The sequence below is a fragment of the Kitasatospora sp. NPDC088783 genome (genome assembly GCF_044750705.1).
Lineage (GTDB): Bacteria > Actinomycetota > Actinomycetes > Streptomycetales > Streptomycetaceae > Kitasatospora > Kitasatospora fiedleri.
On sequence record NZ_JBIVKJ010000021.1, the window covers coordinates 22,922 to 45,531 of the forward strand.

At 75.6% G+C, this 22,610-nt stretch carries 16 protein-coding genes; 8 read left to right on the plus strand and 8 right to left on the minus strand.

Annotated elements, in window-relative coordinates; genetic code table 11:
* Positions 1–144: 144 nt before the first annotated feature.
* Entirely contained in the window at positions 145–1,239 is a 1,095-nt protein-coding gene (locus tag ACIP60_RS34300; protein ID WP_400692347.1) for a sugar ABC transporter substrate-binding protein, read from the minus strand.
* Between the two features lie 192 nt (positions 1,240–1,431).
* On the minus strand, positions 1,432–2,601 hold the full coding sequence (locus ACIP60_RS34305) for an ROK family protein (protein WP_400692349.1): 1,170 nt from the start codon (positions 2,599–2,601) through the stop codon (positions 1,432–1,434).
* A 163-nt stretch (positions 2,602–2,764) separates the two neighbouring features.
* Here ACIP60_RS34305 and pepN point away from each other — a divergent pair, with 163 nt between their 5' ends.
* Positions 2,765–5,329 carry an aminopeptidase N gene (pepN, locus tag ACIP60_RS34310; protein WP_400692352.1) on the plus strand — a complete coding sequence of 855 codons (2,565 nt, stop codon included), beginning with the start codon at positions 2,765–2,767 and terminating at the stop codon, positions 5,327–5,329.
* A gap of 74 nt (positions 5,330–5,403) precedes the next feature.
* Here the strand turns inward: pepN and ACIP60_RS34315 are convergent, their stop codons facing one another.
* The gene (locus tag ACIP60_RS34315; RefSeq protein WP_400692355.1) at positions 5,404–6,849 is read right to left on the minus strand and encodes a sensor histidine kinase; all 1,446 of its coding nucleotides are present in this window, start codon (positions 6,847–6,849) and stop codon (positions 5,404–5,406) included.
* Positions 6,846–7,559, minus strand: a complete 714-nt coding sequence (locus ACIP60_RS34320; RefSeq protein WP_400692358.1) for a response regulator transcription factor — start codon at positions 7,557–7,559, stop codon at positions 6,846–6,848. Before ACIP60_RS34320 ends, ACIP60_RS34315 begins: the two co-directional genes overlap by 4 nt.
* Positions 7,560–7,733: 174 nt before the next feature.
* Here ACIP60_RS34320 and ACIP60_RS34325 point away from each other — a divergent pair, with 174 nt between their 5' ends.
* The 3 genes from ACIP60_RS34325 to ACIP60_RS34335 are packed head-to-tail and all read left to right on the plus strand — an operon-like array spanning position 7,734 to position 10,284.
* Complete coding sequence (locus ACIP60_RS34325) at positions 7,734–9,089, plus strand: ferric reductase-like transmembrane domain-containing protein (protein ID WP_400692361.1); 1,356 nt, start codon at positions 7,734–7,736, stop codon at positions 9,087–9,089.
* An 11-nt stretch (positions 9,090–9,100) separates the two neighbouring features.
* Positions 9,101–9,568, plus strand: coding sequence for an FMN-binding protein (locus ACIP60_RS34330; RefSeq protein ID WP_400692363.1), 468 nt, complete (start codon positions 9,101–9,103; stop codon positions 9,566–9,568).
* Between the two features lie 23 nt (positions 9,569–9,591).
* On the plus strand, positions 9,592–10,284 hold the full coding sequence (locus tag ACIP60_RS34335) for an FAD:protein FMN transferase (protein WP_400692512.1): 693 nt from the start codon (positions 9,592–9,594) through the stop codon (positions 10,282–10,284).
* 122 nt (positions 10,285–10,406) lie between these two features.
* Here ACIP60_RS34335 and ACIP60_RS34340 read toward each other — a convergent pair whose 3' ends face one another.
* Both ACIP60_RS34340 and malQ read right to left on the minus strand, forming a co-directional pair.
* Positions 10,407–10,628, minus strand: a complete 222-nt coding sequence (locus ACIP60_RS34340; protein ID WP_400692366.1) for a hypothetical protein — start codon at positions 10,626–10,628, stop codon at positions 10,407–10,409.
* 21 nt (positions 10,629–10,649) lie between these two features.
* Positions 10,650–12,803, minus strand: a complete 2,154-nt coding sequence (gene malQ / locus ACIP60_RS34345; RefSeq protein WP_400692369.1) for a 4-alpha-glucanotransferase — start codon at positions 12,801–12,803, stop codon at positions 10,650–10,652.
* 334 nt (positions 12,804–13,137) lie between these two features.
* On the opposite strand from malQ, the gene ACIP60_RS34350 reads away from it, so the two are divergent.
* On the plus strand, positions 13,138–16,965 hold the full coding sequence (locus tag ACIP60_RS34350) for a beta-N-acetylglucosaminidase domain-containing protein (RefSeq protein WP_400692372.1): 3,828 nt from the start codon (positions 13,138–13,140) through the stop codon (positions 16,963–16,965).
* A gap of 138 nt (positions 16,966–17,103) precedes the next feature.
* Here ACIP60_RS34350 and ACIP60_RS34355 read toward each other — a convergent pair whose 3' ends face one another.
* A complete protein-coding gene (locus ACIP60_RS34355; RefSeq protein WP_033212661.1) occupies positions 17,104–17,715 on the minus strand; it encodes an HNH endonuclease in 612 nt (203 codons plus the stop codon).
* A gap of 299 nt (positions 17,716–18,014) precedes the next feature.
* Here ACIP60_RS34355 and ACIP60_RS34360 point away from each other — a divergent pair, with 299 nt between their 5' ends.
* On the plus strand, positions 18,015–19,085 hold the full coding sequence (locus ACIP60_RS34360; protein WP_400692376.1) for a mechanosensitive ion channel family protein: 1,071 nt from the start codon (positions 18,015–18,017) through the stop codon (positions 19,083–19,085).
* A 291-nt stretch (positions 19,086–19,376) separates the two neighbouring features.
* Here the strand turns inward: ACIP60_RS34360 and ACIP60_RS34365 are convergent, their stop codons facing one another.
* Complete coding sequence (locus tag ACIP60_RS34365; protein WP_400692378.1) at positions 19,377–20,255, minus strand: LysR family transcriptional regulator; 879 nt, start codon at positions 20,253–20,255, stop codon at positions 19,377–19,379.
* Positions 20,256–20,345: 90 nt separating this feature from the next.
* On the opposite strand from ACIP60_RS34365, the gene ACIP60_RS34370 reads away from it, so the two are divergent.
* Together ACIP60_RS34370 and ACIP60_RS34375 are read left to right on the plus strand one after the other, a co-directional pair.
* Positions 20,346–21,107, plus strand: coding sequence for an SDR family oxidoreductase (locus tag ACIP60_RS34370; RefSeq protein WP_400692380.1), 762 nt, complete (start codon positions 20,346–20,348; stop codon positions 21,105–21,107).
* 233 nt (positions 21,108–21,340) lie between these two features.
* On the plus strand, positions 21,341–22,531 hold the full coding sequence (locus tag ACIP60_RS34375; protein ID WP_400692383.1) for an ROK family transcriptional regulator: 1,191 nt from the start codon (positions 21,341–21,343) through the stop codon (positions 22,529–22,531).
* Positions 22,532–22,610: the final 79 nt, after the last annotated feature.

Genomic DNA, 22,610 nt, shown 5'->3' on the forward strand with positions numbered 1-22,610 from the left:
TCCCGTGCCGGACCTGACGTTTCCGGCACGGCCGTCCCGCGTGCCGGGCCGGGCAGGCGGGGTAGTGCTGTGCTGTGGTGCTGAGGGGTGGAGCGACGCGGGCGGGGGCTCCCGGATGGTCAGGGAGCCCCCGCCCGGCGGGTGTTACTGCAGGCCGGCCGCGGTGCAGGCGGCGGCGAAGTCGGCGGTGCAGATGTCGGCGACCTTGTACAGGCCGTCGGCGATCACGGTGTCCTTGATGTTCGCCTTGGTGACGACCTTGGCGTCCAGCAGCTTGGCCGGGATGCCCTTGTCGGTGTCGCTGTCGATGGTCGAGCTGGCGACCGACTTGATGTCCTTGCCCTGGAGCAGGTCGACGGCGAGCTCGGCGGCCGAGTCGGCCAGCGGCTTGTACGCCTTGTAGATGGTGTAGGACTGGGTGCCCGCGACGATCCGCTGGATCGCGTCGAGGCCCGCGTCCTGGCCGCCGACCGGGACGTTGATGCCCTGGGACTGCAGCTGGGTGATGATCGCGGCGGCCATGCCGTCGTTGGCGGAGTAGACGGCCTGGAAGCCGTCCTTGCCGAGCTGGGTGATGGCGGCGCCGACCTTCTGGCCCGCGACGGTGGGCTTCCACTCACCGCTCTGCTCGTAGACGACCTTCTTGACCTTGCTGTCGAGCACCTTGTGGGCGCCGGACTTGAACTTGCCGGCGTTCGGGTCGGCGTCGTCACCGTTGATCATCACGATGTTGGCGTCGGCGGCCTTGTCGCCCAGCGCGTCGACCAGGGCCTGGCCCTGGAGCTCGCCGACCTTCTCGTTGTCGAAGGAGGCGTAGGCGGAGACCGGGCCGGTGGCCAGGCGGTCGTACGCGATGACCTTGACGCCCTTGCCGGCCGCCTCGGTGACCCACGCCTGGGTGGACTTGGCGTCGAACGCGTCCAGGATGATGACCTTGACGCCCTGGGCGATCAGGGTGTCGAACTGCTGCTTCTGCTTGGCCGCGGAGCCCTCGGCGTTGTTGTACTCGACCTTGCAGTCGGCGCAGAGTTCCTTGACCTTGGCCTCGATGAACGGCTTGTCGAAGGACTCGTACCGGGTGGAGGACGCGTTCTCCGGGAGCAGCAGGCCGATCGACTTGTTGTTGCCCGAGGCAGCGCTGTCCTTCTTGTCGTCACCGGCCTTGCCGCAGGCGGCCATGGTCAGCGCCATCGAGACGGCGACGGTTCCGACGGCGAAGCGACGCATCATTGCGTTCATGGTGGGGGGAGCCTCCCTGACAGAGCCGCGAACGTTGCGGCGAGGTGGGCAGGAGTCAACCCCGTGACGCATCTTGTCGTCAATAAGTAAAACCGGAGGCCCCCGAATCCAAACCCTTTCGTTATCTTCCTGAAGGCTCACCCGATACCGAGCGAGCCCCCGGACCCCCCTCCGGCGGAGTGCCGGGCCCGGTCAGAGCACCCCGCTCTCGCCCATCTCGCTCATCACCAGGGCGAGCGCGCCGAGCACCTCGGCCCGGCCGCCGAGCGTCCCCGGGACCACCGACAACTGCCGGGCGGCACTGGGGATCGCGTACCGTGCCACCGAGTCCCGGATCGGGGAAAGCACCAGTTCACCGGCCTCGGCGAGATCGCCGCCGAGGATCACCCGGCGCGGATTGAGCAGGTTGCACAGGGTCGCCACGCCCATCCCGATCTGCCGGCCGGCGTCGGCGATCACCCGGCGGCAGCCCAGGTCGCCCTGCTGGGCCAGCTGCACCACCTTGCCCAGGGTCAGCTCGCCGGGGTGGTTGGCGTTCAAGAGGTTGAGCAGGTAGCGGGAGCCCACGAAGGTCTCCAGGCAGCCCCGGTTGCCGCAGCGGCACACCGGCCCCGCCTCGTCCAGCGTGATGTGCCCGATCTCGCCCGCGGTGCCCCCCGGACCCCGGTAGATCTGGCTGTTGATCACCAGGCCGGAGCCCACGCCGCTGGCCACCTTGATGTACGCCAGGTCGCCCAGGCCCCGCCCGGCGCCCCACACCAGCTCGCCCAGCGCGCCCAGGTTGGCGTCGTTGTCCACGTGCACCGGCATGCCCAGCCGCCCGGACAGCTCCTGGCCCGGCATCACGCCCGTCCAGCCCGGCAGGATCGCGGTCGAGCCGAGCGCCCCGGTCTCCACGTCGATCGGGCCCGGCACGCCCAGGCCCACCCCGATCACCTTGTCGGCCGGGAAGCCGGCCTGGCCCAGCAGCCGCTCCACCATCCGCTCGGCGCGGTCGAAGCCCTGCTGCGCGGAGACGTCCACGTCCAGCGGCTCGCTCTCCTCGGCGAGCACCCGGTGCGCCAGGTTGCCGACCGCCACCCGCAGGTGGGTGTGCCCGAAGTCCACGCCCACCACGATCCCCGCGTCCCCGCTCAGCGAAACGCTGCGCGCCCGCCGCCCGCCCGAGGAGGTGTCGGCCACCACCACGGTGCCGGACTCCTTCAGCTCGCGGACGATGTTGGACACCGTCGCGGCCGACAGCCCCGTGCCCCGGGCGATCTCCGCCTGGGTCAGCGATCCGGCCATCCGCACAGCCCGCAGCACCCGTTCGAGATTGGCCCGGTGCAGCGAGGACTGCGATCCCGGTGTGTCCGTCGACATGTTCCACCCTCCAGGGCGCACTTGCTGTTCCTGAGAAGTTCAGCTTCAACTTCTGAACTCTATGCTCCGGTACTGCTCGGAGGGGGAGTCAAGCACGAACACGGATCGTTACGCGCATGGGAGGATTCCCGGTAACCCGAGCCCTGACGAAGGAGTCCTGCGAGTGCCTGGCACCAACTTGACCCGTGAGGAGGCCCGCACCCGGGCCGCACTCCTGGCCGTGGACGCGTACGAGATCGAGCTCGACCTGAGCTCCGCGCGCGAGGGCGGCACCTTCCGGTCCACCACCGTGGTCCGGTTCAAGGCCGCCGAACCCGGCGCCTCCACCTTCATCGACCTGGTCGCCCCCGCCGTGACGGAGATCGTCCTCAACGGCCGCGCCCTGCCGCTGGAGAGCTTCGCCGACAGCCGCATCGCGCTGCCCGGCCTGGCCGCCGAGAACGAGCTGCGGGTGGTCGCCGACTGCGCCTACACCAACACCGGCGAGGGCCTGCACCGCTTCGTCGACCCCGCCGACGGCGAGACCTACCTCTACACCCAGTTCGAGGTCCCGGACGCCCGCCGCGTCTTCGCCAGCTTCGAGCAGCCCGACCTGAAGGCCACCTTCGCCTTCACCGTCACCGCCCCGGCCGGCTGGGTCGTGGTCTCCAACTCCCCCACCCCCGAGCCCGCCGGCGACGGCGACACCCGGGTGTGGACCTTCGAGCCCACCCCCCGGATGTCCACCTACATCACCGCGCTGATCGCCGGCCCCTACGTCGGCGTCTTCGACAGCTACGACAACGGCGCCCAGCACGTGCCGTTCGGCGTGTACTGCCGCCCGTCGCTGCGCGAGTACCTGGACGCCGACGCGATCTTCGCCGTCACCCGGCAGGGCTTCGACTACTTCCAGGAGAAGTTCGACTTCCCCTACCCGTTCGCCAAGTACGACCAGCTGTTCGTCCCGGAGTTCAACGCCGGCGCGATGGAGAACGCGGGCGCCGTCACCTTCCGCGACCAGTACGTCTTCCGCTCCAAGGTCACCGACGCCTCCTACGAGGCCCGCGCCGCGACCATCCTGCACGAGCTCGCCCACATGTGGTTCGGCGACCTCGTCACCATGGAGTGGTGGAACGACCTGTGGCTGAACGAGTCCTTCGCCACCTTCGCCGAGGTCGTCTGCCAGGCCGAGGCCCCCGGCTCCAGGTGGCCGCACTCCTGGACCACCTTCGCCAACCAGATGAAGACCTGGGCCTACCGGCAGGACCAACTGCCCTCCACCCACCCGATCATGGCGGAGATCAACGACCTGGAGGACGTCCAGGTCAACTTCGACGGCATCACCTACGCCAAGGGCGCCTCGGTGCTCAAGCAGCTGGTCGCCTACGTCGGCCAGGACGCCTTCTTCCAGGGCGTGCGCGCCTACTTCAAGCGCCACGCCTGGGGCAACACCCGGCTCGCCGACCTGCTCGGCGCCCTGGAGGAGGCCAGCGGCCGGGACCTGCGGACCTGGTCCAAGGCCTGGCTGGAGACCGCCGGCATCAACGTGCTGCGCCCCGAGCTGACCGTCGCCGCGGACGGCACCGTCGAGTCCTTCGCCGTCCTCCAGGAGGCCCCCGCCCTCCCCGCCGGCGCCCGCGGCGAGGCCGTGCTGCGCCCGCACCGGATCGCCATCGGCCTGTACGAGCTCACCGACGGCAAGCTGGTGCGCACCGACCGGATCGAGCTCGACGTCGACGGCGAGCGCACCGAGGTCCCGCAGCTGGCCGGCCGGGCCCGGCCCGCCGTGCTGCTGCTCAACGACGACGACCTCTCCTACGCGAAGGTCCGGCTCGACGCCGACTCGCTGGCCGTCGTCACCGAGCACCTCGGCGACTTCGCCGACTCGCTGCCGCGCGCGCTGTGCTGGGCCTCCGCCTGGGACATGACCCGCGACGGCGAACTCGCCACCCGCGACTACCTCTCGCTGGCCCTCTCCGGCCTGCCGCGCGAGAGCGACATCGGCGTGGTGCAGTCCGTCCAGCGCCAGGTCAAGCTCGCCCTGGAGCTGTACGCCGACCCCGCCTGGCGCGAGAGCGGCCTGGAGCGCTGGGCCGCCGCCGCGGAGAGCGCCCTGCGCGCGGCCCCCGCCGGCAGCGACCACCAGCTCGCCTGGGCCCGCACGCTGGCCGGCGCCGCCCGCACCGACGAGCAGCTGGCGCTGCTGGCCGGGCTGCTGGACGGCTCGGTCGAGATCGAGGGCCTGGCCGTCGACACCGAGCTGCGCTGGAGCCTGCTGGTGCGGCTGGTCGCCACCGGGCGCGCGGACGAGGCGGCGATCGACGCCGAACTCGCCCGCGACAACACCTCCTCCGGGCAGGAGCACGCCGCGACCTGCCGGGCGGCCCGGCCCACCGCCGAGGCCAAGGCCGAGGCGTGGGCGTCGGTGGTCGACTCCGACACCCTGACCAACTACGTCCAGGAGGCCGTGATCGCCGGCTTCCAGCAGGCCGACCAGCGGGAGCTGCTGGCCGCCTACGCCGAGAAGTACTTCGCCTCGGTCAAGCAGGTCTGGGAGACCCGCAGCCACGAGATCTCGCAGCAGATCATCGGCGGGCTCTACCCCTCCTACGCGGTCTCGCAGGCCACCCTCGACGCCACCGACGCCTGGCTCGCCGCCGCGGACCCGTCCCCGGCCCTGCGCCGCCAGGTCGTCGAGGCCCGGGCGGGCGTGGAGCGGGCGCTGAAGGCGCAGGCCGCCGACCGCTGACCGCTGACGCGGGGTCCGCACGGACGGGACGGCCGGGGGCCGGAGGCGACGCGTCGCCTCCGGCCCCCGGCCGTTCAGTGCTTTCCGAGCGTCACGGTGACGGTGGTCCGGCCCGGGGTGCTGGCGAGGGTGACGGTGCCGTGGTGGGCCTGGACGACGGCCCGGACGATGGCGAGGCCGAGGCCGGTGGAGCCGGTGCGGCGGGAGCGGGCGCGGTCGCCGCGGGTGAAGCGGTCGAAGACGTGCGGGGCGAGGTCGGCGGGGATGCCGGGGCCGTCGTCGGTGACGGTGAGGCGGCCGGCCGGGTCGAGGCGCAGGGTGACGGTGGTGCCGTCGGGGGTGTGGGTGCGGGCGTTGGCCAGCAGGTTGGTGACGACCTGGGCGAGGCGGTGCGGGTCGCCGGGGACGGTGACGGGTTCGGCGGGGAGTTCGAGCAGCCAGCGGTGGCCGGGGGCGGCGGCCCGGGCGTCGGCGGTGCAGTCGAGGGCGATCCGGGTGAGGTCGGTGTCCTGGACGGCCAGCGGGCGGCCGGCGTCCAGGCGGGCGAGCAGCAGGAGGTCCTCGACGATGGTGCCCATCCGGCGGGATTCGGCGCTGATCCGCTCCAGGGAGTGCCGGACGGGTTCGGGGACGGGGCCGGGATGCCGGAGGGCGAGTTCGGCGTGGCCGCGGACGGTGGCGACGGGGTTGCGCAGTTCGTGGCTGGCGTCGGCGGCGAAGGCACGCAGGCGCTCCTCGACGTTCTGGCGGCGGGTCAGCGCGTCGGCGACGTGGCCGAGCATCCGGTTGAGCGCGGCGCCGACCCGGCCGACCTCGGTGCGGGGGTCGTCGTCGGGGACGCGTTCGCCGAGGTCGACGGCGCCGTTGGCGAGCGGGAGGGCGGAGACCCGTTCGGCGGTGGCGACGACCCGGTCGAGGGGGCGCAGGGCGAGCCGGACGGCGAGGGTGCCGCCGGCGGCGGCGACGGTCAGCGCGGCGGCGAAGACGGCCAGTTCGATCAGCAGCAGGCGCTGCACCGTCTCCTCGACGGGGTGCAGCGGCAGGCCGGTGACCAGGGTGTCGCGGTCGTCGCCGGGGACGGCCGCCACCCGGTAGCGGCCGAGCGCGGAGAGGGTGAGGTCGCGGGGGCGGCCGTCGGCGGGCAGGTCGCGCAGGTCGGCCAGGTCGGCGGCGTCGAGCGGGACGGCGGCGTCGGCGCCGTCCCGGGCGAACGGGACGGGGTCGTCGTCGCCGGGCGGGACGCCGCCGACCACCGCGGCGCGGGTGACGCCGCCGTCGACCAGCCGGGCGCCGAAGGTGCCGGGCGACTGGGCGCAGATGTCGTGGCCGGGGTCGTCGAGGCCGGCGGCGTAGCGGCCGCCGGCCGCGGAGAGCTGCCGGTCGAGGCGGTCGACCAGGAAGTGCCGGAGCGCCTCGCAGGTGACGACGCCGATGCCCGCGCAGATCAGGGCGAGCAGGGCGATCAGGGCGGCCACCAGGCGGGCCCGCAGGGTGCGCGGGCGCGGGGCGGGGCGCCTCATCCGGTGGCCGCGCGCAGGACGTACCCGGCGCCGCGGACGGTGTGGATCATCGGCGGGCGGCCGGCGTCGATCTTGCGGCGCAGGTAGCTGATGTACAGCTCGACCACGTGGGCCTGGCCGCCGAAGTCGTAGGACCAGACGGCGTCCAGGATGCGGGCCTTGCTGAGCACCTGGCGGGGGTGCTCCATCAGGTGGCGCAGCAGGGCGAACTCGGTGGGGCTGAGGTCGACGGGTTCGCCGCCGCGGCTGACCTCCCGGGTGGCGGGGTCGAGCCGCAGGTCGCCGACGGCGAGGGTGCCGGGGGCGGCCGGGCCCGGGGGCGCGGTGCGGCGGAGCAGGCCGCGCAGGCGGGCCACGACCTCCTCCAGGCTGAACGGTTTGGTGACGTAGTCGTCGCCGCCCGCGCTGATCCCGGCGATCCGGTCCTCGACGGCGTCGCGGGCGGTGAGGAACAGGACGCGCACCTCGGGGTCGGCGGTGTGGACCCGGCGCAGCACTTCGAGCCCGTCGAAGTCGGGGAGCGTCACGTCGAGCACGATGGCGTGCGGGTGCCAGTCGGCGGCGGCGGCGACGGCGTCCAGGCCGCCGGTGACGCCGCGGGCCTGCCAGCCCTCGTAGCGCAGGGCGCCGCAGAGGACCTCGACCAGGTCGGGCTCGTCGTCGACCACCAGGACCCGCCAGGGGGTGTCCGCGTACTGCATGCGGCCCATTCTGCCGTTCCGGGATGAGAAAGCGGTGAGATCGTCGGACCGCCTTCCGCCCAGGTACGGCGGGTCCGACCTGCGGGGACGTCCCCCCGGAGCGACCCGGTCGGACGATCGGTTCATAGGGAACTGAGAGTTTCCGGTGTCACCGTGGGGCCCTGACCGGTGAAGGAGGGCCCGTTGGCCGCACTGTCCACCCCCACCCGGGCCGCCCGGCGCACCGCCCCGGGCCGGGCCCTGCCCCCGGACGCCGTCCGCCGCGGCGCGCTGGCCCTGGTCGTGCTCGGCGCGCTCGGCGTCCTCGCCCTCTGGTGGGCCGACACCCCCCGGGTGACGGGCGCCGCCGGCTGGCTCACCGGCGCGGGCCGGATCACCGGCCTGCTCGCCGGGTACGCCGCCCCCGTCCTGCTGCTGCTGATGGCCCGGATCCCGCTGCTGGAGCGCGAGGTCGGCGCCGACCGGCTGGCCCGCTGGCACGCGTACGGCGGCCGCTACCTGGTCTCGCTGGTCACCGTGCACGTGCTCACCGTCGTCTGGGGCTACGCGCTGACCGACGGGCAGGGCCTGTGGGGCCAGACCGTGGAGATCGTGTTCCACTTCCCCGACATGCTGAAGGCCACCGCCGCGACCCTGCTGCTGCTCGGCACCGGCGCGGTCTCCGCCCGGGCCGCCCGCCGCAGGCTCGGCTACGAGACCTGGTACTACCTGCACCTGGCCACCTACCTGGCCGTCGCGCTCGGCTTCGCCCACCAGCTCACCACCGGTGCCGACCTGTCCGACGGCCCCGCGAAGGCCGGCTGGTACCTGCTGTACTTCGGTACCGCCGCCGCACTGGCCCGGTACCGGCTGCTCAGCCCGTACCTGCGCGACCGGCGGCACCAGCTGGAGGTCGCCGAGGTCCGGGCCGAGGGTCCGGGCGTGGTCTCGGTGTTCCTGACCGGACGGCACCTGGAGGAACTGCGGGCCGAACCCGGGCAGTTCTTCCGGCTCCAGTTCCTCGCCCCGGGACTGCGCTGGGCCTCCCACCCGTACTCGCTCTCCGCTCCCCCGCACCCGCGCTTCCTGCGCTTCACCGTCAAGGACCTGGGCGGCCACAGCGCGGCGCTCGCCGCGCTCGCCCCCGGCACCGGGGTCCGCGCCGAGGGTCCGTACGGGGCGTTCACCGCGCGGCGGCACCGCGGCGGGCCGGTGCTGCTGCTGGGCGCGGGCGTCGGCGTCACGCCGCTGCGGGCGCTGGCCGAGACGCTCCCCGGGCAGCTCACCCTCGTCCAGCGGGCCCGCCGCCCCGAGGACGTGCTGTTCCGCCGCGAGCTCGCCGCCGTCGCCGCGCAGCGCGGCGTCCGGGTGCACGAACTGCTCGGCGGCCGGGCCGAGGTCGGCGACCTCGGCGCGGCCCTGCACCGGCTCGTCCCCGGCCTCGCCCGGCACGAGGTCTACCTGTGCGGCCCCGAGGAGTTCACCGCCGACGCCGTCCGCGCCCTGCGCGCCGCCGGGGTCCGGGCCGACCGCGTCCACCACGAATCCTTCGCCCTCTAGGAGGCCCCGCCATGCGACGCGCCGTCATCACCGCCTCCGCGACCGCCGCCGGGGTCGTCCTGCTGCTCTCCCTCAAGCCCCACGACCCCGACCCCGCCCCCGCCCTCTCCTCCGCGAACACGGACTCCGGCACCGGCACCGGCACCGGCACCGGCACCGGTTCCGGCGTCGGCACGGACACCGCGCAGAGCTCCGACGGGTCCGCGCGGACCGTCACCGGCAGCGCGGTCGACACCCGCTACGGGCCGGTGCAGGTCAAGGTCACCGTGGCCGCCGGGAAGATCAGCAGGATCGACGTGGTCCAGTACCCCACCCGCGACCGCCGCGACCAGGAGATCAACGAGTACGCCATCCCCGTCCTGAACCAGGAGGCGATCGCCGCGCAGAGCGCGGACATCGACGTCGTCTCCGGCGCGACGTACACCAGCGACGGCTACACCCGCTCGCTGCAGAGCGCCCTCGACCAGGTGGAGAAGTGACCGCCGGGCACGTCGAGCACGTCATGGGGACGGTCTTCTCCTTCGCCGTCCGCGACCCGGGGCCGGAGACCGGCCCGGCGATCCGGCGCGCCGTGCGGCGGCTGCACCGGATCGACGCGCTGTTCTCGACGTACCGGCCGGAGAGCGGGATCAGCCGGCTCGACCGCGGGGAGCTCACCCTCGCCGAGGCCGACCCCGAGGTGCGGTGGGTGCTGGAACGCTGCGCGGAACTCGGCGCGGAGACCGGCGGCTACTTCACCGCCCGACCCGGCGGACGGCTCGACCCGAGCGGCTACGTCAAGGGCTGGGCCGTCGAGGAGGCCGCCCGGACGCTGCGCGAGTCCGGCTCCGCGCACCACTGCGTCAGCGGCGGCGGGGACGTCCAGACCGCGGGCGGCCCCTGGCGGATCGGCATCGCCGACCCGCACCGCGCGGGGGCCGTCGCCCGCGTCGTCACCGGCCACGACCTGGCCGTCGCCACCTCCGGCACCGCCGAGCGCGGCCCGCACATCGTCGACCCGCACACCGGCCTGCCCTCCGACTCCTACGCCTCCCTCACCCTGGTCGGCCCGCGCCTCGCCCGCCTCGACGCCCTCGCCACCGCCGCGTTCGCGATGGGCGCGCCCCGGGCCCTGCCCTGGCTGGCCGGGAAGGGCGTCCGGGCGCTGGCGATCCACCCGGACGGGCGGCAGGAGACGACGGCGGGCTGGAGCTGAGCCGGACGTGCGCGCCGGGGCCCGGGGGACGGCGGGCCCGCGCGGACGTGCGACGGCGACCGCCGGATCCCCGAGGCTGGTCGGGGATCCGGCGGTCGCCGTCGTCGGGGTGCGGGCCCGGGTTACTTCTTCTTGCTGCCCGGGATCAGGCAGAGGCCCGCGATCACCGCGAAGGCGACGATCGGGAGGGCGACGAACAGGCCCAGGGTCTGACCCACGCTCAGGCCCTTGCCCGGGTTGTCGCCGTCGTCACGCACGTAGGCCATGGCGGGCGACGACATCAGCATCATCAGCGTGGCCGCCGCGGTGACCGCACCGGCGCGCATTGCGTTCCTCTTGTCCACGTTTCCCAAGGTACCGGCCTCCTACGCCGCTCCGCCCGGCGGGGTGCGCCTGTCGGCGTGTCCCGCCGGTGCCGGGGCCAGCGGGGCGAGGGTGGCGGCGATGCCGGCGGTGCCGGGGGCGGCGGCCAGGTCGTCCAGGGTGCGGGGGGTGCCGGTGGCGTCGGCGACCGGCAGGCGCCAGTTGGGGTACTGGTCCCAGGTGCCGGGGAGGTTCTGCGGGCGGGGGTCGCCGACGGTGTCGGGGAGCCAGACGCCGACCAGCTTGGCGGGGGTGGCCAGCAGGTAGGCGTAGAGCGCCTCGGGGGTGGGCGGCTCGCCCTCGGCGAGCAGCCCGATCCGGACCAGTTCGCGCTGCCAGTCGGCGAGTTCGGCGGCGGCCGCCTCCTGCTCCTCGGCCAGCGGGCGGGCCAGCAGGCCCAGGTGGTGGCGGAGTTCGACGTGTTCGCCGCTGAGCCGGGCGGCGGTGGAGGGCAGGTCGTGGGTGGTGAGGGTGGCCAGGCAGCCGGGGCGCCAGCGCTCGGGCGGCAGCACCGCGCCGCCGGCCCGCCAGTCGCGTTCGAACCAGAGCACCGAGGTGCCCAGCACGCCGTGCTCGGCGAGGCGTTCGCGCACGCCGGGCTCGACGGTGCCGAGGTCCTCGCCGATGACGGCCGTCCCGGCCCGGTGCGCCTCCAGGGCGAGGACGGCGAGCATCGCCTCCGCGTCGTAGCGGACGTAGGTGCCCTCGGTGGGGCGGGCCCCCTCGGGGACCCACCAGAGCCGGAACAGGCCCATCACGTGGTCGATCCGGATCGCCCCGGCGTGCCGGGCGGAGGCCCGGATGAGTTCGGCGAACGGGGCGTACCCGGCCTCGGCCAGCGCGTCGGGCCGCCAGGGCGGCAGGCCCCAGTCCTGGCCGTGGGCGTTGAAGGCGTCCGGCGGGGCGCCGGTGGAGATCCCGGTGGCCAGCACGTCCTGGAGCGCCCAGGCGTCGGCGCCGTCGGGGTGGACGCCGACCGCGAGGTCGTGGATCAGGCCGAGCGGCATGCCCGCGTCGGTCGCGGCGCGCTGGGCGGCGTGCAGCTGCTCGTCGACCAGCCAGGCCAGCCAGCGGTGGAACTCCACCCGGTCCTTCAACTCGGCCCGGGCGGCGGCCACCTGCGGGTTGGCGGGGTGGCGCAGGCCCTTGGGCCAGGCGTGCCAGCCGGCGCCGTGCACCTCGGCCAGCGCGTTCCAGAGCGCGTAGCGCTCCAGCCACTCGCCCTCGCGCCGGACGAACGCCCGGTACGCGGCCTCCCGGCCGACGCCGCGCGGCACGGTGTGCAGCAGCTCCAGGGCCCGGCGCTTGAGCGACCACACCGCGTCGCGGTCGATCAGGGCGTCGTGCTCCAGCACCTCCTCCCGCAGCAGCCGGGCCCGGCGGGCCAGGTCGGGGGCCTCCTCGTGCCGGGTGTACTCGGGGACCGCCTCGATCCGCAGGTGCACCGGGTCGGCGAAGCGGCGCGAGGAGGGGCGGTAGGGGGACGGGTCGGAGGGGGCGCCGGGCATGCCCGCGTGCAGCGGGTTGATCTGCAGGAAGCCCGCGCCGAGTTCGGCGCCCGCCCAGCGGGCGAGTTCGGCCAGGTCGGCCAAGTCGCCCATGCCCCAGGACTGTTCGCTCAGCACCGAGTAGAGCTGGGCCAGGAAGCCCCAGCTGCGCCCGGTGGGTTCGGGGATCCGCGGCGGGGCGGCCAGCAGGGCGGCCCGGGCGGTGCGCCCGTCCGCCCGGACGGTCAGCAGGTGGCGGCCGGGCGGCAGGTCCGCGGGCAGCGGGTGCGGGTGGCCGCCGGTCGACTCCCGGATCTCGCCGCCCTGTTCGAGCTCGATCCGGACCTCCGCCCCGGCCGGCAGGTCGAGCGCGGTGCGGCGGCCCCGCCAGGCGACCACGGTGGGCGGCAGCAGCCGGGCGGCGCGCTGCGCGCGGTGCCGCTCCAGGGCCGCGGCGGCCAGCTCCGGCGTCCCGGCGTCGACCCCGAGCGCGGCCAGCACGGCGGTCAGCGTCCGCGCGCCGACCTGCACCGGGCCGGAGCCGGCGTCGTAGCTGGTGTCCACCCCGTGGGCGTGCGCGAGCGCCGTCAACTCCGGTGGGGCGGGCGGGTTGTCCGCCGCCGGTACCTGCTCGGATCCCGCCTGCTCGCGGTCAAGGTATGCGGCCACCCAGCGCACTCCGTCCTCGGGGCTCCCGAATCGTCGACAGCCACAGTCCTACCCGCGCCGCCGCCCGGCGACCCCGACCGACACGGCCCGCGCGCCGCACCGGTCGGGTGAACGTCCCCGCGCGCGGTTGCCGACCCGCCGCCGGCCCGCCGCCGACCCGGTCCCGCCCGGTGCCGGACACCCCGCCGATAACGGTCGATAACGGACATAGCCGCCAGGGGCGTTGACAGGGACGCGGGGAGCTGGTGGGGTGGGCGGGCCGGACGGCAGCGGGGGGCTGGGGCCGGGGCGGCGGGGGGCCGGTGAGCTGGGCGTTTCGGGCGAGGAGGCTCCGGTGCAGGCGCGGGTTTCGGTGGCGGCCGGACGGCGGCTGCGGCAGCGGTTGGAACAGAGCGCGGCGCTGCGCGAGGTGCTGTACCACCCGGCGGCGCTGGCGGCCCGCCGGACGGCGGCGCGGACCGCCCGCCAGCTGGCGCCGCGGGCCGCGGACCGGTTCATCGCGGACGTCAAGGGCACCGCACCGCTGCTGGCCTCGGTGCGGGCCGAGCGCCGCACCGGCCGACGGGGCAGCACGCTGCGGATCGCGGCGACGCTCTCGGCGGCCGCGGTGGTCGGCGGGCTGCTGCTCCCGGCCCCGGGCTTCGCCGCCGAGGCGGGCCCGCGGACCGGACCGGGCACCGCCGCACCGGACGTCGCCGAGCCGGCCGCGCCGGTCGCGGAGGCCCCGCTGCCGCTGGGCTCGCTGACCGACCCCCAGGTGTTCCCGCGCCCGCAGGAGCTGCACGCCGGCGGCGGCCCGGTGGCGGTGCCCCGGCAGGTGCTGCTGGTGTTGGCGGACGCCGCGGACGGCCCGGCGGTGGACGCGGTGCGCGCGCTGCTGGCCCGGGCCGGCGCGACCGAGGTGCTGAGCGTGCCGGAGGCCCCGGCGCAGCCCGCCCCCGGCACGCTGGTGGTGTACGTGGGCGGCCCGTACGAGGGCGCGGGCGGGACGACCGACCGGGTGCTGCGGCAGCTCGCGGTGGCGAACGGGCTGAAGGATACCGAGGTGCCGCAGCTGACCGGCCTGCCCTCGGGCGGCTACCTGCTGGCGTCCGGCCGGCTGGCGACCCCGGGCGGCTCGTACGGCGCGGTGGTGCTGGCGGGCATCGACGGCGCGGGCACCTACTACGCGGCGCAGAGCCTGGCCCAGCTGCTCTCCCCGGTCGCCCCGGGCCAGGGGCAGGGCGGCGAGGGCGACAAGGGCTTCCCGGGCGTGCTGGTGCGGGACTGGCCGACCGGCGCGGCGGTGCGCGGCACCGCGGAGTCGTTCTACGGGGCGCCGTGGAGCGCCGCGCAGCGGCTGGCGGTGGTGGACTTCCTGGGCCGCACCAAGCAGAACTACTTCCTGTACGCGCCGGGCGGCGACCCGTACCGGACGCAGCGCTGGCGGGAGCCGTACCCGGCCGAACAGGCCGCCGAGCTGGCCGAGTTGACCGCCCGGGCGCGGGCCGCGCACGTGACGGTGGCGTACTCGGTCGCCCCGGGGCAGTCGTTCTGCTTCTCCTCCGGCAAGGACGTCGACGCGCTGGTCGCCAAGCTCGACGGGCTGCGGCGGCTGGGCGTGCGGGCCTTCCAGCTGGACTTCCTGAACGTCTCCTACGACGAGTGGCACTGCGGCGCGGACCGGCGGAAGTTCGGCACCGGGCCGGTGGCCGCCGCCCGGGCGCAGAGCGGCCTGATCGCGGCGGTGCAGGAGCGGCTGGTGGCCGGGCACCGGGAGCTGGCGCCGCTGTCGGTGGTGCCGACCGAGTACCTGAAGCAGGGTTCGACCCCGTACCGGGCGGCGCTGGCGGCCGGGCTGCCGGGCCCGGTGCAGGTGGCCTGGAGCGGCGGGTCGGCGATCCCGAAGCAGGTGACGGGCGAGCAGATCGAGGCCACGGCCGGGCTGTTCGGGCGGCAGCTGATGACCATGGACAACTACCCGGTGAACGACTCGGCGCCGGACCGGCTGTTCCTGGGCGGCTACGACGGGCGCGACCCCGAGGTGGCGCGGCGCTCGGCGGTGCTGCTGACCTCGGCGATGAGCCAGCCGGTGGCCTCCCGCATCCCGCTGGCGACCGCCGCCGACTTCGGCTGGCAGCCGGACGGCTACCGCCCGGACCGCTCGCTGGCCGGGGCGCTGCGGCTGCTGACGGCCGGTCCGGCGCAGCGGGCCGCGGCGGCGGCGCTGGCCGGCAACAGCGCCTCCTCGCCGCTGGGCGGCCAGGAGTCGGCGTACCTGGCGCCGCTGGTGGAGCGGTTCTGGGCGGCGGCCGAGCCCGCCTCGGGCGCGCCGGCCGACCCGGCGCGGCTCCAGGAGGCGGCGCAGCCGCTGCGCGAGGCGTTCACCGTGATGGCGGACGCGCCGCGGACCCTGGCGGGCGACCCGCTGGCGGCGGACGCGGCGCCGTGGCTGGCCCGGCTGTCCGCGTACGGCGCGGCGGGCCGGGCGGCGGTGGACATGCTGCTGGCGCAGCACGGCGGCGACGGCGCGGCGGCCTGGCAGGCCCGGCTGGAGCTGGGCCGGCAGCGCGGGGTGCTGGAGCAGAACCCGGTGACGGTCGGCAAGGGCGTGCTGGACGCGTTCCTGGACCGGGCGGCGAAGTCCGCGGACACCTGGTCGGGCATCACCGCGGGGGCGTCGCCGACCACCACCCTGGGCACCGCGCACGACCACGGCCCGGCGCTGATGGCGGACGGCTCCGGGCAGACCTTCTACTGGTCGTCCGCGCCGCCGCAGGTCGGCGACAGCTTCGGCCTGGACCTGGGCACCCCGAAGCCGCTCGGCTCGGTGACGGTGCTGATGGGCTCCTGGGGCGACGACCCGGACGCGGCCCCGGCGGCGGACGACTACCTGCGCGACGGGGTGCTGGAGTACTGGAGCGGCTCGGGCGGCTGGCAGCGGCTGGCCACCGTGCACGGGCAGCGGACGGTCAGCGCGACCGCCCCGCCGGGCGCGGTCGCCAAGGCGGTCCGGCTGCGGGCCACCGCCGGGCAGCAGACCGCCGTCGCAGTGCGGGAGTTCACCACCGCCGCGCCGGACGCGGTGGACGCCTCGGTGTCCGGCCCGCCGGCCGCGCCGGGCTCCTCGCCGCAGGCGGTGCTCTCCGGCGACCCGGACTCGGCGTTCCGGGCGGCCGCGCCGCCCGCCGCGGGCGACGCCCCGCTGACGGTGGAGCTGGGCTCGGCCCGGCCGCTGGACCGGCTGACCGTGCTGACCGACCCGACGGTGCGGGCCGAGGCGACCGCGCAGGTGCGCCGCCCGGACGGCAGCTGGGCGGACCTGGGCCCGGTGCGGCCCGGCTACAACGAGCTGAAGGCCGACGGCGGACCGGTGGAGGCGCTGCGGCTGGTGTGGCGGCCGGGCGGCGAGGCCCCGGTGGTCAACCAGGTGATCCCGTGGTGGGCGGACGCGCCGGCGGCCCGGCTGACGCTGGCCGAGCCGGCCCTGGACGTGGTGGCGGGCGCCGCCGCCCCGGCCCGGGCCCGGGCCACCGTGGAGTCCGGCCGGCCGGACCCGCTGACCGGCACCCTGACCGCCGAGGTCCCGGCCGTGGCCAAGGGCCTCACGGTGGCCCCGGCCCCGGCGGTGACGGTGCCGCGCGGCGGCCAGGTGGGCGCGCCGCTGCTGGTCACGGCCGCCGCGGACACCCCGTCGGGCAGCTACCGGGTGCCGGTGGTGTTCACCGCGGGCACGCTGACCGTCCGCCAGGAGCTGCTGGTGCACGTCGTGCCGCCGACCGGCGGGCCGGACCTGGCGCGGTCGGCGGCGGCCTCCTCCTCGGGCGACGACAGCGCGAAGACCCCGGCGGCGGCGGTCGCCGACGGCGACCCGGGGACCTCCTGGAGCTCCCCCGCCGAGGACGGCGCCTGGGTGCAGCTGCGGCTGCCGCAGCCGGTCCGGCTGGGTTCGGCGGTGCTGCACTGGGGCGCGGCGTACGCCTCCGCGTACCGGCTGGAGACCTCGGCCGACGGCGTGGTGTGGACCACCGTCGCGGAGGTGGGCAACGGGCAGGGCGGCACCGAGACGGTCCGCTTCGACGCGCCGGGCGCGCGCTACCTGCGGGTGCAGGGCGTGGGCCGGGCCACCCGCTACGGGTACGCGCTGTCCGGGGTGGAGCTGTACGGCGTGCAGGCGCCGTAGCGCGGCACGGCGGGCGGGCGCCGTGGCACGCGGCGTCCAGGTGCCGTGGCACGCGGCGGGCCGCCGACGCTCCCGTCGCGGGGGCGCCGGCGGCCCATGAGGCGTACCGGTTGTCGTGTCGGGCAGGCCCTTGTCTGTTCAGGCGGAGAGCGGAGCGTGCTGCTCGCCGCGGCGGATCGGACGGGTGCGGACGGGGGCGGGCAGGACCGTCTCCGGATGGTCGTGGTGCTCGAAGTCCCGGAACTGGTCGAGGCCGCCGTACGGCTCCAGGTAGGGCCGCCAGCGCGGGTCCTTGATCCCGGTGCCGATGACCCGCCAGGCCAGGCCGCTGGGCGCGGCCGGGGGGCGCTTCATCCGCCAGCCGAGGTCGGCGAGGTGCCGGTCGGCCTTGGTGTGGTTGCAGCGGCGGCAGGCCGCCACCACGTTGTCCCACCGGTGCTGTCCGCCCCGGCTGCGCGGGATGACGTGGTCGACACTGGTGGCGGCGGCCCCGCAGTACACGCACCGACCGTGGTCGCGGGCGAACAGCGCCCGCCTGGTCAGCGGTACGGGGCCGCGGTAGGGGACCCGCACGAAACGGGTCAGTTTGACGACGGACGGCGCCTGGACGGCACCGGTGGCGCTGTGCAGAGTGGTGCCCGCATCCTCCAGGGCGATCGCCTTGTGGTTGAGGACGAGGATGAGAGCGCGTCGCATCGAGACGACACCGAGTGGCTCGTACGACGCGTTGAGGACAAGGACATGCGGCACGGGGCCTCCTTGGACGCCTGCGGCGCGTGGCTCGCGCCGAGTCGAGCGGGTGACCGCGGCCCTCGCGGGACGTGATCTCCCTCAGTGTCGCCTTACGTCGTCGTACGACGCCACCATTTCTCCGTGAACGGGCCGCGCGCGTGCGGTGAGCCCCCGCGCGTTCCGCCATAGCCGGTATGCCCAGCTCGCGGCCCTCCTGCACGTACCGTGCGGGTGGTGCTGCGGTGCGTGTCCGGAACCGTTCGCAGGCCGTCCGAGCGGGTGAACGGGGCCCGGAACAGGCTCGCTACAGTGGGGCGATGCTCGCCGATTCCGCTACCGACAGCACCAGCACGCCGACGTTCACGCTGCCCACCAGCACGGCCGATGTGACCGACACCACCCGGCAGGCGGCCGGCTGGCTGGACGACAACTGGCAGGGCTGGGTCGTCTCCGGGCTGCGGATCGTGCTGATCCTCGGGCTGGCCCTGGTGCTGCGGGCGGTGGTCCGCAAGGTGATCGAGAAGCTGGTCACCCGGATGGGCCGCCCCGCGGAGGGCGACGGCGACCACGGGGTGCTCGGCGGGCTGCTGGCCAACACCGGCGTGGTCAACACCGAGCGGCGCCAGCAGCGCTCCGAGGCGATCGGCTCGGTGCTGCGCTCGGTGGCCTCGTTCGGCATCCTCGGCACCGCCTCGCTGATGGCGCTGTCGGTGCTGGGCGTCGACCTGGCCCCGCTGCTGGCCTCCGCGGGCGTGGCGGGCGTGGCGATCGGCTTCGGCGCCCGCAACCTGGTCACCGACTTCCTCTCCGGCGTCTTCATGATCATGGAGGACCAGTACGGCGTCGGCGACGAGATCGACACCGGCGTCGCCACCGGCACCGTGCTGGAGGTCGGCCTGCGGGTCACCAAGCTGCGCGGCTCGGCGGGTGAGATCTGGTACATCCGCAACGGCGAGGTCAAGCGGATCGCCAACATGAGCCAGGGCTGGGGCACCGCCACCGTCGACGTGCAGGTCGGCTACAAGGAGGACCTGGAGCAGGTCGAGGCGCTGATCACCGAGACCGCCGAGCAGCTCGCCAAGGAGAGCCCGTACGACGAGCTGGTCTGGGGCCGGGTCAAGGTGCTGGGCGTGGAGTCGGTGGCCGTGGACTCGGTGCAGCTGCGGGTGGAGGCCCGCTGCACCCCCGGCAAGTCCGCGCAGGTCGCCCGGGCGCTGCGGCTGCGGCTCAAGGCCGCCTTCGACCTGGCGGGCGTCAAGCTCAGGGAGGAGGCCGCCGCCACCGTCCCGGCCCAGGCCGCCGCCCCCGAGATCCTGCCGCCGTCCGCGCTCGCCGACCCCAACTCGGCCCGCTCGCTGGCGGCCAAGCCGATACCGACGCAGAACTGACCCGCCGGCCCCGGCCCGGCCGGACGCGCGGACGGGGCGGACGGGGCTCCCGGACGGGCCTGCGGCGGGGCGTGGGGCTCGGGCCGGGCCGGGCTCGGGCTGCGGGCGAGGGTGGTGACGGCGGTGGTGGGTGCCCGGGTCGCCGTTCTCGGGCCGCGGACCGTCGGCGGCGTCGGACTCGCGCCACAGCTGGAAGACCGCGCCGGGCCGGCGGCCGGACCCGGGGTCCACGCCGCGGGCGTCGGCCCCGGCCGGGGTCCGGTGGTGCGGCGGGCCGCCCCCGGCGGGCCGTCAGGAGACCGGGCCCCCGGCCGAACCCCCGGCCGGACCCCCGGTCGAGCTCCCGGTCGCCGTCCGGAGCAGGGCGGCCAGGGCGCGGGAGCGGCTGTCGGGGGGCCAGGCGAGGAGGGTGGTGACCTGCGGGGCGTCCGGGACGGGGCGGACGGCGACGTCGTCGCGGAGCTGGCTGCGGGCGGAGTCGGGCAGGACGGCGTAGGTCCGGCCGAGGGCGATCAGCTGGTAGAGCTGGGCGTGGTCGCGGATCGCCGGGCCGGGGCCGTCGCGGTGGGTGCCGTCGGAGCGCGGGTAGCGCGGGGCGGGCAGGTCGGTCAGCTCGGCCAGGTCGGCGAGGCGCAGTTCGCGGCGGGCGGTCAGCGGGTGCCCGGCGGGCAGCAGGGCGACCTGGCCCTCGGTGCGCAGCTCCTCGGTGTCCAGGCCGGCCGCGGAGTCGAACGGCAGGTGCAGCAGCGCCACGTCCGCCTCGCCGCGCCGCAGCAGCGGCCCCTGCTCGCCGTACTGGCATAGCCGGACGTCCACCGGCACCGCGTCGGGCTCGGCGGCGTAGGCGGCCAGCAGCTTGGCCAGCAGTTCGGTGGACGCGCCCGCCTTCGCCACCAGCACCAGGCCCGGCTGCCCGGCCCGGCGGGTGCGGGCCTCGGCCGCGGCGACCGCGTCCAGCACGGTGCGGCCCTCGCGCAGCAGCACCCGGCCCGCGTCGGTCAGCGCCACGCCGTGGCTGTCGCGGGTCAGCAGGACGGTGCCGAGCCGGCGCTCCAGCCGGGCGACGGCCCGCGACAGCGGGGGCTGGGCCATGCCGAGCCGCTGGGCCGCCCGCCCGAAGTGCAACTCCTCGGCGACGGCGACGAAGTACCGCAGTTCCCGGGTCTCCATCCGTCCAGCCTACGGCGATACCCGCCGGGTATCGCCGGGGTGCCGGATCGGTCCTGGCCACGGCCGGGGCGGCGGGCCGAGCATGGCGGTATGAACGAGAAGAACGAACAGCACGAGCAGCACGAGCAGGGCGCGCCGACGGTGGCGCTGGTGACCGGCGCGAACAAGGGCATCGGGTACGAGATCGCGGCGGGCCTCGGCGCGCTGGGCTGGCGGGTGGGCGTGGGCGCCCGGGACGAGGGGCGGCGGGAGGCCGCCGTCGAGGCGCTGCGGGCGGGCGGGGCGGACGCCTTCGGGGTGCCGCTGGACGTCACCGACGACGCCTCGGTGGCCGCGGCGGCGGAGCTGCTGGCGGACCGCTTCGGGCGGCTCGACGTCCTGGTCAACAACGCGGCGGTGACCGGCGGTTCGCCGCAGGAGCCGACCCTGGTGGACCTCGCGGAGGTCCGGCTGGCGGTGGAGACCAACGTGCTCGGCGTGATCCGGGTGACCAACGCGCTCCTGCCGCTGCTGCGCCGCTCGGCCTCGCCGCGGATCGTCAACATGTCCAGCGGGGTGGGGTCGCTGACCCTGCAGTCCCGGCCGGGGGAGGAGACCGGCCCGATCTCGGCGGCCTACTCCCCGTCGAAGACCTTCCTGAACGCGGTGACCGTGCAGTACGCGAAGGAACTGCGCGACACCGGCATCCTGATCAACCTGGCCTGCCCCGGCTACTGCGCCACCGACCTGAACGGCCACCGCGGCGTGCGCACCCCCGCGCAGGGCGCGGCGATCGCCGTCCGGCTGGCGGCGCTGCCGGACGGCGGCCCCAGCGGCGGGTTCTTCAACGAGGACGGTCCGCTTCCCTGGTAGGGCCGGTCCCGGGACGGGGGCGGGAGCGCGGTGGTTCTTCCCGCGCTCCCGCCCCCGTCCCTTTTCCCCTTCTCCCCTCCGCCGCTCCGCCCGCTCCGCCCGCGCGCGCTGTCCGCGCGCCGTCCGCGCGCCGCAGTCAACGAACAGGTCACGGACCGTTGACATCCACGGCTCGCGATTGGAAACTTTCCTAACAGTTGGCCGCAACCGCGTACGCAGAGGAGGATCGGGCCGTGACCACCCGAAAGACACCCCGTTCCCCGCTGGCCGGTACGCCGAGCCTGCTGCGGGCCATCAACGATCGTGCCGCGCTGGAGCTGCTGCTCGCGAACGGCCCGCTGTCCCGCACCCAGATCGGAAGCCTGACGGGGCTTTCGAAGCCGACCGCCTCGCAGCTGCTGGCCCGGCTGGAGGCGGTGGGGCTGGTGGTGCCGGTGGGCACGACCGCCGGCGGGCCGGGGCCGAACGCCCAGCTGTACCAGGTGAATCCGGCCGCGGGCTACGTCGCGGGCGTGGATGTGACCAGCACGACGGTGCGGGTCGCGGTCGCGGACGTCACCGGGACGACGCTGGCCGAGCACCGGGTGCCGACCAAGGGCTGGCCCGCGGCGGAGACGGTGCCGCGGGTCGCCGAGGCGGTCGCCGAGACGGTGCGCCGGGCGCAGCTCGCGCCGGGCTGCCTGCGCGAGGTGGTGGTCGGGATCGGTGGCGCGCCGGACCCGGTGACCGGGAAGCTGCGGTACGCCTCGCACCTGCCGGGCTGGCACTCGCCGCGGCTGGTGGAGGAGCTGGAGCAGGCCCTGGGCGCGCCGGTGTCGATCGAGAACGACGTGAACCTGGCCGCGGTCGCGGAGCAGGCCGGCGGGGCGGCGGCGGGGTGCGAGGACTTCGTGCTGCTGTGGGCCGAGGAGGGCATCGGCGCGGCGATCGTGATCGCGGGCCGGCTGCACCGGGGTTTCACCGGGGGCGCGGGCGAGGTCGGCTACATGCCGGTGCCGGACGCCCCGGTGTCGTTGAGCTCCCGCCGGAAGGTGACCGGCGGGTTCCAGGACCTGGCCGGTGAGCCCGCGGTGCTGGCGCTGGCCCGCCGGCACGGGCTGCGCGGCGCCGACGCGGCGCAGGCGGTGGCCGGGGCCCTGGGCAGTGCCGAGGGCGAGGTCTTCCTGGCCGAGCTGGCCGAGCGGCTGGCGGTCGGGCTGGCGGTGATCGCCTCGGTGGTGGACCCGGAGCTGGTGGTGCTCTCCGGGGGGACGCCGACCGCGGGCGGTGAACGCCTGCGGGAGCTGGTCCAGGAGGCCCTGGGCCGGATGTCCATCCCGCGGCCGGAGGTGCGGCTGTCGGCCGTGCCGGGGTCGCCCGTCCTGACCGGCGCGCTGCAGCGCGCGCTGGCGAGCACCCGGGACGTCCTGTTCAGCACCCACTGACGCACTGACGCACGTTCGCACCCACTCCCCTTCCCCCCACGCGGGGTCGCCGGGCCCTGCCGCCCTGCCCTCGCCCCCT